The organism is Limnohabitans sp. (assembly GCF_017848645.1).
In the GTDB taxonomy this organism is placed as follows: Bacteria; Pseudomonadota; Gammaproteobacteria; order Burkholderiales; family Burkholderiaceae_C; genus Limnohabitans_A.
In genome coordinates this window covers 1-9,497 of the sequence record NZ_JAFEIF010000016.1, presented here as the reverse complement: position 1 = coordinate 9,497, position 9,497 = coordinate 1, and the positions used below count along the sequence as shown (strand labels likewise).

Here is a 9,497-nt window from a genome sequence, read left to right as displayed (position 1 = left end):
CCCGCCCGCTGCGAGCAGCGCAAGGAACCCGAAGGGCCCTGACTGTGGCTCGCCTTTCTTTGCTTACTTTCTTTGGCGAAGCAAAGAAAGTGAGTGCGCCGCCGGGCGCAATCCCGGCCAACGGCGCTCAAAAAGACTCAGCTTTCAATCGGGATCTGAAAGGGACAGAAAGGAACAGGGCGAGCAAAGCAATCCCCCGCATGGACTCCCTGCCGTTCTGGCAGGGCTGAGCAGCGCAGCAGTGGGCGGATCAGGGCGGGTGCTTGTTTGAGCGAAGCGAGTTTGCACCCGACCCCGCCCGCTGCGAGCAGCGCAAGGAACCCGAAGGGCCCTGACTGTGGCTCGCCTTTCTTTGCTTACTTTCTTTGGCGAAGCAAAGAAAGTGAGTGCGCTGCCGGGCGCAATCCCGGCCAACGGCGCTCAAAAAAGACTCAGCTTTCAATCGGGATCTGACCCCAATGAAATCAATGCCCCAGGATCTTGGACAAAAAGTCCTGTGCCCGATCGGTTTGCGGCGCGTCAAAGAACTGCTGCGGCGGTGCTTGTTCAACCACCTGGCCCTGGTCCATGAAGATGACGCGGTCGGCCACCGCCTTGGCAAAACCCATTTCGTGCGTCACGCACAGCATGGTCATGCCTTGGCTGGTCAGCTCGATCATCACGTCCAGCACTTCCTTGATCATCTCGGGGTCGAGCGCCGAAGTGGGCTCATCGAACAGCATGATCTTGGGCGTCAGGCACAGCGCACGCGCAATCGCCACGCGCTGCTGTTGACCGCCGGACAGTTGCAAGGGGTATTTGTTCGCGTGCTCGGAAATGCGCACGCGCTCGAGCTGCACCATGGCTTTGTCCACGGCTTCCTTGCGCGGCATCTTGGCCACCCAGGTGGGCGACAAGATCAGATTTTCCAGCACCGTCAGATGCGGAAACAGGTTGAACTGCTGGAACACCATGCCGACTTCGCGGCGCACTTTGTCGATGCCTTTGAGGTCGTCGCCCAGCACGGTGCCGTCCACCGTGAGCGTGCCTTCCTGGTATTCCTCCAGGGCGTTGATGCAGCGGATCAGGGTGGACTTGCCCGAGCCCGAGGGGCCGCAGATGACGACTTTTTCGCCTTTGGCGAACTGCAGGTTCACATCGCGCAGCACGTGGTAGCCATTGCTGGCGTACCACTTGTTCACGCCTTTGAACTCGATGAGGGGGGTAGCGTTGGAGGTCATAGGGGGTCTTTCGTTCAGCGGACTTTGCTCACGGCCGTGCGCTCTTCAATCCACAGGCTGTAGCGCGACATGGCAAAGCAGAACGCGAAATAAATGAAGGTGATGAAGAGGTAGGCTTCGATCTTGAAGGGGCGCCAGTCGGCGTCAGAGTTGAGCGCCAGGCCCAAAGCGCCGGTCAGCTCATACAAGGACACGATGGTCACCAGCGAGGTGTCCTTGAACAGGCCAATGAAGGTGTTCATGATGGACGGCACCACGGTGGCCAGGGCTTGGGGCAAAACGATCATGCGCTGTGTCTGCCAGTAGCTCAGGCCCAAGGTGGCGGCCGCTTCGGTCTGGCCCTTGGGCAAGGCCTGCAGGCCACCGCGGATCACCTCGGCCATGTAGGCCCCAGAAAACAGCGTGATGCCCACCACCACGCGCACCAGCACGTCAATCTTCACGCCCTCGGGCATGAACAGCGGCAACATGAACGAGGCCATGAACAGCACCGTGATCAGCGGCACGCCGCGCACCAGCTCCACATAGAGCGTGCACAGGGTCTTGATGGCGGGCATGTTGGAGCGTCGGCCCAGCGCCACGAAGATGGCCAGCGGAAAGGCCAGCGTCATGGAGATCACGGTGAGCATGACCGTGAGCGGCAAACCGCCCCATTGGTCGGTGTCGACCTCGGTCAGGCCGAAAAAGCCGCCCTTCATGAGCACGAAGTACACAGCCAGCATGACCAGCCAGACCAAAGGCAAGGCCTTGTTCCAAAAACGCGGCATGCAGCTGATGACCACCACACCCAACATCAAGGCGGTAGCGATCACCGGACGCCAGTGCTCTGTTTCGGGGTAACGGCCCATCACGATCAAGCGGCCTTTTTCGGAGATCACGCCCCAGCAGGCCCCCACGCCGCGCACGTCGTTGCAGGCCTGCAAGTTGCTGCCAAAGACCGCTTGCAAAACAGCCCAGTCGAGCGAGGAGACCAGCGCCCACAGGCACACAGCCAGCAGCGCCAGCGACATCAGGCTGTTGCCCGGGGTGGAGAAAAGGTTGCTGCGCAACCAGGCCACAGGGCCTGAGCTGCGCCCGGGCATGGGCCGGGCTTCAGTGGATTTGAAAACGTTCATGTCAGCGCTCCTGGATGGCGGCACTGGCGTTGAACCAGTTCATGAGGGCCGAGGTGAGAAGGGACAGGGTGAGGTACACCAGCATGACAATCGACAAGGCCTCAATGGCGCGGCCCGTCTGATTGAGCGTGGTGTTGGCGATCGAGACCAGTTCGGGGTAGCCAATGGCCACAGCCAAGGACGAGTTCTTGGTCAGGTTCAGGTACTGACTGGTCAGCGGCGGAATGATCACCCGCAAGGCCTGGGGCAGCACCACCAGGCGCATGGATTGGCTTTTGCTCAGGCCCAAAGAGGCCGAGGCCTCGTGCTGGCCCAGCGACACCGAAGCGATGCCCGAGCGCACGACTTCGGCAATGAAGGACGCGGTATAAAAAACCAGGCCACACAGCAGGGCCATGAATTCGGGGCTGAACGCGCCGCCGTCTTCGATCTGGAAGTCGCCCTTTTTGGGCAAGTCCCATTCGTTGGGGGCACCACCCAGCAACCAGCCGAGCACCGCCAGCACCAGGGTGACCGCCAAGGACACCACCCACACCGGGCGGGTCAGGCCTGTACGGTCGAAATGCGCCCGCGCCATGCGGCGATAGACCACCGCAAAGAGCAGACCCAAGCCCACACCGACCAAGGCCAGGGTTTGACCCAACTGCCACACGGGCCAAGGGAAGGAGACCCCGTTTTTGCTCAAAAAGAAATGGCCTGCCTGCCAAGCCTGATCCAGGTCGGGCAGCATCTCGGTGAAGACCAGATACCAGATGAGCAACTGCAGATAAACCGGCACGTTGCGGAAAAATTCGACGTAGGCGTAGCAGATTTTGCGCACCAGAAAGTTGGCCGAAAACCGCCCGACACCCACCAGCACGCCCAAAATGGTGGCCAGCACGATGCCGATCACCGCCACCTTGAGTGTGTTGAGCATGCCAATGGCAAAAGCGACAAAGTAAGAACTGTTGTGCGCGTACTCGATCACCGTTTCGCTGATGTCAAAGCCAAACGGTTGGAACAAAAAGTCGTAGCCGCTCTGGATGCCGCGCAGGCGCATGTTGGTGAGCGTGTTGCGCACCAGCAAGGCCACCAGGGCCAGCGCTGAGAGGATGGCGACGATCTGGTAAATGACCGAACGCCCTTCGCGGCTGCGCCACGAAATCGATCGGGTTTTCTTGCCGGGCAAGGGCCTGGCCTCGATCATGGAAAAGTGGGACATGGGAACTGCCTGAAAAATGACGGGGTGGTAAAAAATACGCCCCGTGAGGGGCGTATCCAGAACCTTCAAAAAAGGCAGGCGATCAACGCAGTGGTGCGGCGTACATCAGGCCGCCCTTGTTCCACTGGTTGTTCAGGCCACGTGGCAGGTTGATGGAGGTCTTGGGGCCGACGTTGCGCTCGAACATTTCGCCGTAGTTACCGGTCGTCTTGATGGCGCGGGCCAACCATTCCTTGTCCAGGCCCAGGTGCTTGCCCAGATCTTCAGTGGCGCCCAGCAAACGGCCCACTTGGGGGTTGTCGCTGGTTTTCATCTGGTCCACATTGGCCTGGGTGATGCCATACTCTTCGGCTTCGATCAGGCCGGCCAGCACCCATTTGTTGATGGCAAACCACTCGTCGTCACCACGGCGCACCATCGGGCCCAAGGGCTCTTTGGAGATCAGGTCGGACAAGATGACGTGGGCCGCAGGGTCTTTGGCTTCCTTGGCACGCACCGAGGCCAGGCCCGATGCGTCGGTGGTGTAGGCCTGGCAACGGCCTGAGAAGTAAGCGCCAGTAGCGGCCTCGACTTTTTCAAACACGACAGGCTTCAAGTTGAGCTTGTTGGCGCGGGAGAAGTCGGTCAAGTTTTTCTCGGTGGTCGTGCCCGATTGCACGCACACGGTGGCACCCTTGAGCTGCTTGGCGCTGGTGATCTTGCCTTTGGGCACCATGAAGCCTTGGCCGTCATAGTAGTTGGCACCGATGAAGTGCAGACCCAAGGAGCCGTCACGGTTCAAGGTGTTGGTGGTGTTGCGGGCCAGCACGTCGACTTCGCCAGACTGCAGGGCAGTGAAGCGCTGCTGTGCGGTCAGGGGGACGTATTTGACTTTGGTCGCATCGCTCAGCACGGCAGCGGCCACGGCACGGCAGTGGTCCACATCCAGACCCGACCAGTTGCCGCTGGAGTCAGCGGCTGAAAAACCGGCCAGACCGGTGTTGACACCGCAGACGATTTGACCGCGCTGCTTGATCTGGTCCAGGGTTTTGCCCGCCATGGCGGATGTGGCCGCCAGCAAGCCGGCCGTGGCCAGCACCGAGCCGATCAAGGTTTGTGTCATTTTCTTCATGGTTTGAATCCTCTTGTGAAATGGAGAGTAGCGAATTGCCACCCGCAGATTAAATGCCAAATTCAACAGTGAACCGCATAGGAGCTTCCCTAAGCCCAAATCGAACTGGGGAAATCTTGAGTCTCACATCCCCTTGGTGCACCGCAGCTTCAGCAGCTGGTGCACTTGCACAAAATGTGCCTCCACGCCAGCGTGTGCTGAATATAGTCAGTTTGTAGTCAGCCCTCATCAGGGTGTACCCCCAAACTCCATGCAAAATATGCATAAGCCAATACATGCCACGACAAAAGCAGCTGGGCGACGCTTTAACGGGAGGAATGCACCGAAGAAGTGCTCTGGGTCAGGTGCAGCCACAACTGATGGGCCGAGCTTTTGAAACAAGGCTTGGCCCCGGATTTTTCGCGGTAGGCCCGCACCTCCATGCTCAGCGCCAGGGTCTGCCCGTCGGGCAAGCCCACTTCGACCAGCGTGCCCGCCTGGATTTCTTTTTTGACCGCACTGCGCGGCAAGAACGCAATGCCATGGCCTTCCAGGGCCATCACTTTCAAACCCTCGGCCATGTCGGTTTCATAGACCCGCTCCAGATGCACGGGCACACCCGCCTGTTTCAAAATCCAGTCGGTCACACCGCCCAAATAAGCCCCGGGGGCGTAGCCCAGATACGGCAGTGGCCGTGCGGCATGGCCGGGCAAACTGAACAGCGGCCGACCATCGGGTGTGCTTTGTACATAGGGTGCAATGACCTCATGTCCCAACACCACCATGTCGTACCGCTCAGGGTCAATTTGCAGGGGCTGCGAGGGGTGGTGGTAAGCGATCAACACGTCGCAGCCGCCCTCCACCAGACGCATCGCCGCGTCGTGCACGTTCAGCGCCATGAGTCGGCTTTTCATGGGTCCAAAGGTTTCGCGCAGGCTGGCCACCCAGGGCGGAAAAAACGTGAACGCCAGGGTGTGCGGCACGGCAAACTGAATGATGTCCTGACCCGCCGCATTGTGGCCACGCAGCATGGCCCGGGTGTTTTGCAGCGACTGCAGCATCTCCAGCGCCTGGGCATACAAAGTCTCACCCGCAGGGGTGAGCCGGGTCGGGTAGGAGCTGCGGTCGACCAAGTCCGCGCCGGCCCAGGCCTCCAGCGACTGGATGCGCCGGGAAAACGCCGGTTGCGTGACGTGCCGTAGCTGCGCGGAGCGGCTGAAACTGCGCGTTTCGGCCAAACTCACAAAATCTTCAAGCCATTTGGTTTCCATGCGCGCATTATCGGTTCAGCACCAGGCCAAGCTGCCAGCGCCATGATCCACCTGCCTGCCGACGCACAGTCCGCTTCAGAACTTCTCACCAAAGGATTTGGGGGGCGTGACACCCAAATGCCGGAACGCTGCCAAGGTGGCCATGCGCCCGCGCGGGGTGCGCTGCAAATAGCCTTGCTGAATCAAATACGGCTCGATCACGTCTTCGATCGTGTCGCGCTCTTCGCCGATGCTGGCAGCGATGTTGTCCAGCCCGACCGGGCCGCCGTCAAAGCGGTGGATCACGGCTTCGAGCAATTTGCGGTCCATCAGGTCAAAGCCTTCCGGGTCCACGTCCAGCATGACCAGGGCTTTTTGCGCGATGCCTTTGTGGATGGTGCCGTCGCCCTTGACGTCGGCATAGTCACGCACCCGGCGCAGCAAGCGGTTGGCAATGCGCGGCGTGCCGCGTGAGCGGCGGGCGATCTCGAACGAGCCTTCGGGGTCAATCGGCGCTTTGAGCAGGCCGGCACTGCGCGTGACGATGCGGGTCAGCTCCTCAGGCGTGTAAAACTCCAAGCGCGACACGATGCCAAAGCGGTCGCGCAAGGGGTTGGTGAGCATGCCCGCCCGGGTGGTCGCGCCCACCAGCGTGAAAGGCTGCAGGTCGAGCTTGATGCTGCGGGCCGCCGGGCCTTCGCCGATCATGATGTCGATCTGGTAGTCCTCGAGCGCGGGGTACAAAATCTCTTCGACCACAGGCGAGAGGCGGTGGATCTCGTCGATGAAGAGCACATCGTTGCGCTCCAAGTTGGTGAGCAGCGCCGCCAAATCCTTGGGTTTTTCGAGCACCGGGCCGCTGGTCTGGCGCAGGTTCACGCCCAGTTCGGCCGCGATGATGTGACTCAGCGTGGTCTTGCCCAAACCGGGCGGGCCGAACAGCAGCACATGGTCCAGCGGCTCTTCGCGCATCTTGGCCGCGCTGATGAAAATTTCCAGCTGCTCACGCACCTTGACCTGGCCGACGTATTCGTCGAGCAGCTTGGGGCGCAGGGCGCGCTCAATCGCTTCTTCCTGGTGGGACACGGGGGCCGCAGAAATGACCCGGGGTTCGGGCTGGGGGGCGAAGTCGTCGGTGCGGATGCTCATGGCTCAGATCGCTTTATTTGTTCAAGGCTTTGAGCGCCAGCTTGATGCCCTCGCTCACACCCACGTCAACGGGCAAACTCTTGAGGGCCGCGGCGGCTTCCTTGTCGCTGTAGCCCAGCGCCAGCAAGGCTTGCTGGATGTCGCTTTGTGCGTCGCTGGTGTTGACGGCAAACAAGCCGCCGATGTCGCCGCCCAGTTTGCCTTTGAGCTCCAGCAGCAAACGCTCGGCGGTTTTTTTGCCGATGCCGGGCACCTTGACCAAGCGCCCGACTTCTTGCGTGGTGATGGCCTGCGCCAAATCGGTCACGCTCATGCCCGACAACACGCTCAGGGCCGTGCGGGGGCCGACGCCAGAAATCTTGATCAGCTGGCGAAAGGCTTCGCGCTCGCTCAGGGTGGCAAAGCCGTAGAGAATTTGTGCGTCTTCGCGCACCACAAAGTGCGTGACCAAACTGACTTTTTCGCCCGTGGCAGGCAAGTTGTAGAACGTGCTCATGGGCACATTGACTTCATAACCTACGCCGTGGCAGTCCACCACCACCTCGGGGGGGTTCTTGTCGCTCAGGATGCCGGTGAGTTTGCCAATCATGGGGGGTGACGCCTTAAATGCCTGCGATGGGAGAAAATGCGCTTTCGTCCGGTCGATCCGGGCTACAAACCGCGCACAGCTAGGATTATCAACTTGATCGTCAGACACACCTTCACGCCGCACAACAACACCCGCCTGTCGCACCTGTGCGGCCCCATGGATGCGCACCTGCGCACCATCGAGGCGGGCCTGCAGGTGAGCATCGCGCACCGCCACGAGCAGTTCAAGGTGGACGGCCCCAAGGCCGTGGCCATGCGGGCCATGGTGATTTTGCAGGCGATTTATGAACGCGCCGACCGCCCGATTGCGCCCGACATGGTGCAACTCATGCTGGTGGGCGACATCGGGGGCGAAGAGGCCAACTTGCCCGCCCTGCAAACCCGCCGCGCTGACCTGAAGGCGCGCACTCCGGTGCAGGCCGCCTATCTGGAGAGCATCGCCAACCACGACATCACTTTCGGCATCGGCCCGGCCGGCACGGGCAAGACCTACCTGGCCGTGGCCTGCGCGGTGGACGCGCTGGAGCGCGCCAGCGTGCAGCGCATTGTGCTCACGCGCCCGGCGGTGGAAGCGGGCGAGCGGCTGGGCTTTTTGCCGGGTGACCTGTCTCAAAAGGTGGACCCGTATTTGCGCCCGCTGTACGACGCGCTGTATGACCTGATGGGCTACGACAAGGTGCAAAAGGCCTTTGAGCGCAACGCCATCGAGATCGCGCCGCTGGCCTTCATGCGCGGGCGCACGCTGAACAACGCGTTTGTGATCCTGGACGAGGCTCAAAACACCAGCACCGAGCAGATGAAGATGTTTTTGACGCGCATTGGCTTTGGCGCCAAAGCCGTGGTCACGGGCGATGTGAGCCAGATTGACTTGCCCAAAGGCCAGCTTAGCGGGCTGATTGACGCCGAGCGGGTCTTGAAGCGCGTCAAGGGCATTGCTTTCACACGCTTTTCAAGTGCCGACGTGGTGCGCCACCCGCTGGTGGCGCGCATTGTGGACGCCTATGACGCGCAAGGCAGCGCCGCCATGCGGGCGGGCGTCACCACCCGCCGCAAGCCTTTGCCCACCGACGATTGAATACACTCTAGAACCCCATGCCCCTGCAACAACTCCAGCTGTCCCTGCAATTTGGCGACATTCCCTATGCAGCCCGCCACCGCGCTGCCCTGCCCCGCCATGCGGTCATCCGCGCCATCCGTCATGCCTTGGCCGATGACGCCGAAATCACGGTGCGCATCGTGGGCGAAGAAGAAGGTCGGGCGCTGAACCTGAGCTACCGCAAAAAAGACTACGCCACCAACGTGCTGACCTTTGATTACGAGCAGGATCCGGTGGTGATGGCCGATTTGGTGCTGTGCGCGCCGGTGGTGGCGCGTGAAGCCAAGGAGCAAGGCAAGACGCTGGCGGCGCATTACGCGCATTTACTGGTGCACGGCACTTTGCACGCCCAGGGCTGGGACCATGAGACCAGTACTGCCGACGCCGAAGAGATGGAGGCCTATGAGGTGGCCATTTTGGCGGGCCTGGGGTTGAAGAACCCTTACCTCTAGTTTTTGCTACTGAGGTTCGCATGGACTTGTGAGCTCTCGGATGGTTTGCGCGGGGGAGGCCTCGAATGGGGTGGGGCCGGGTTCCTCATAACGGGGTACCGTAAATCGTCACCCGGCCCCACCCCATTCGAGGCCGTGGTGCGGTTTCAAACCCGCTGCGCGCAGAGTCATGTCAATCCTGAGGCAAAGGCTTGAACCGAAGACCACTCGTTAGCAGCTAGTCTCTCGCCCAAATAACCACCCAGGTGTGTGAGGGGATGCGGCGGGTGACGATTCACGGTACCCCGTCATGAGGAACCCGCCGCATCCCCTCACACACCTGGGTGGTTATTTGGG

At 61.0% G+C, this 9,497-nt stretch carries 10 protein-coding genes; 3 read left to right on the top strand and 7 right to left on the bottom strand.

The window, feature by feature from the left end; genetic code table 11:
• Positions 1-230 (top strand): hypothetical protein (locus tag QZ190_RS04365; RefSeq protein ID WP_291913915.1); only part of this gene is annotated, 230 nt, incomplete at its 5' end.
• Between the two features lie 234 nt (positions 231-464).
• Here the strand turns inward: QZ190_RS04365 and QZ190_RS04360 are convergent.
• The 7 genes from QZ190_RS04360 to ruvA form a co-directional block, all read right to left on the bottom strand.
• Entirely contained in the window at positions 465-1,220 is a 756-nt protein-coding gene (locus tag QZ190_RS04360) for an amino acid ABC transporter ATP-binding protein (RefSeq protein ID WP_090142291.1), read from the bottom strand.
• 14 nt (positions 1,221-1,234) lie between these two features.
• Positions 1,235-2,335: an amino acid ABC transporter permease gene (locus tag QZ190_RS04355; protein WP_228768185.1), complete on the bottom strand. Its 1,101-nt coding sequence runs from the start codon at positions 2,333-2,335 to the stop codon at positions 1,235-1,237.
• Position 2,336: 1 nt separating this feature from the next.
• Positions 2,337-3,536, bottom strand: coding sequence for an ABC transporter permease subunit (locus QZ190_RS04350; RefSeq protein WP_291913909.1), 1,200 nt, complete (start codon positions 3,534-3,536; stop codon positions 2,337-2,339).
• Between the two features lie 82 nt (positions 3,537-3,618).
• Positions 3,619-4,647: an amino acid ABC transporter substrate-binding protein gene (locus QZ190_RS04345; protein ID WP_291913906.1), complete on the bottom strand. Its 1,029-nt coding sequence runs from the start codon at positions 4,645-4,647 to the stop codon at positions 3,619-3,621.
• A gap of 305 nt (positions 4,648-4,952) precedes the next feature.
• Entirely contained in the window at positions 4,953-5,897 is a 945-nt protein-coding gene (locus QZ190_RS04340; RefSeq protein ID WP_291913904.1) for a LysR substrate-binding domain-containing protein, read from the bottom strand.
• Positions 5,898-5,972: 75 nt separating this feature from the next.
• Entirely contained in the window at positions 5,973-7,025 is a 1,053-nt protein-coding gene (gene ruvB, locus QZ190_RS04335; RefSeq protein ID WP_291913901.1) for a Holliday junction branch migration DNA helicase RuvB, read from the bottom strand.
• A gap of 13 nt (positions 7,026-7,038) precedes the next feature.
• Positions 7,039-7,614 carry a Holliday junction branch migration protein RuvA gene (gene ruvA / locus QZ190_RS04330; protein WP_291913899.1) on the bottom strand — a complete coding sequence of 192 codons (576 nt, stop codon included), beginning with the start codon at positions 7,612-7,614 and terminating at the stop codon, positions 7,039-7,041.
• A gap of 93 nt (positions 7,615-7,707) precedes the next feature.
• On the opposite strand from ruvA, the gene QZ190_RS04325 reads away from it, so the two are divergent.
• The gene (locus tag QZ190_RS04325) at positions 7,708-8,688 is read left to right on the top strand and encodes a PhoH family protein (RefSeq protein ID WP_291913897.1); all 981 of its coding nucleotides are present in this window, start codon (positions 7,708-7,710) and stop codon (positions 8,686-8,688) included.
• Positions 8,689-8,705: 17 nt separating this feature from the next.
• On the top strand, positions 8,706-9,161 hold the full coding sequence (ybeY, locus tag QZ190_RS04320; protein WP_291913895.1) for an rRNA maturation RNase YbeY: 456 nt from the start codon (positions 8,706-8,708) through the stop codon (positions 9,159-9,161).
• The last annotated feature ends 336 nt before the right edge of the window (positions 9,162-9,497 follow it).